The sequence below is a fragment of the Streptomyces doebereineriae genome (assembly GCF_031845645.1).
Classification (GTDB): Bacteria; Actinomycetota; Actinomycetes; order Streptomycetales; family Streptomycetaceae; genus Streptomyces; species Streptomyces canus.
This window is the reverse complement of record NZ_JAVREZ010000614.1, coordinates 1-379: the sequence shown is the minus strand read 5'-3', so window position 1 is coordinate 379 and position 379 is coordinate 1. Positions and strand designations below refer to the sequence as shown.

1 protein-coding gene and 1 pseudogene are annotated in these 379 nt (G+C 62.3%); both read left to right on the top strand.

All coding sequences use genetic code 11. The features are described from left to right. Nucleotides 1-132: Lrp/AsnC ligand binding domain-containing protein (locus RNB18_RS53525; protein WP_394817826.1), on the top strand; the 132-nt coding region annotated here is incomplete at its 5' end. Beyond that, nucleotides 117-379 (top strand): annotated as a pseudogene (locus RNB18_RS53520) (aspartate aminotransferase family protein); the annotation flags it as partial. The gene RNB18_RS53525 and the pseudogene RNB18_RS53520, both read left to right, overlap by 16 nt.

Sequence of the window (379 nt, the reverse complement as noted above, 5' to 3'; positions counted from 1 at the left end):
GTCTGCGAGGACGACGACCACCTGCTGGAGACGATCAACAAACGCATCCGGGCCATTCCCGGGGTGCGCTCCACCGAGAGCTTTGTTTACCTCAAGCTCAAGAAGCAGACCTATATGTGGGGAACCCGATAGCCGTGAGCAAGGACCTCAGCCGAACCGCGTACGACCACCTGTGGATGCACTTCACCCGCATGTCGGACTACGAGAACGCGCCCGTTCCCACCATCGTGCGTGGCGAGGGAACGTACATCTTCGACGACAAGGGCAAGCGCTACCTGGACGGCCTCTCCGGCCTGTTCGTGGTCAACGCCGGTCACGGTCGTCACGAGCTCGCCGAGACGGCGTACAAGCAGGGCCAGGAGCTCGCCTTCTTCCCGGT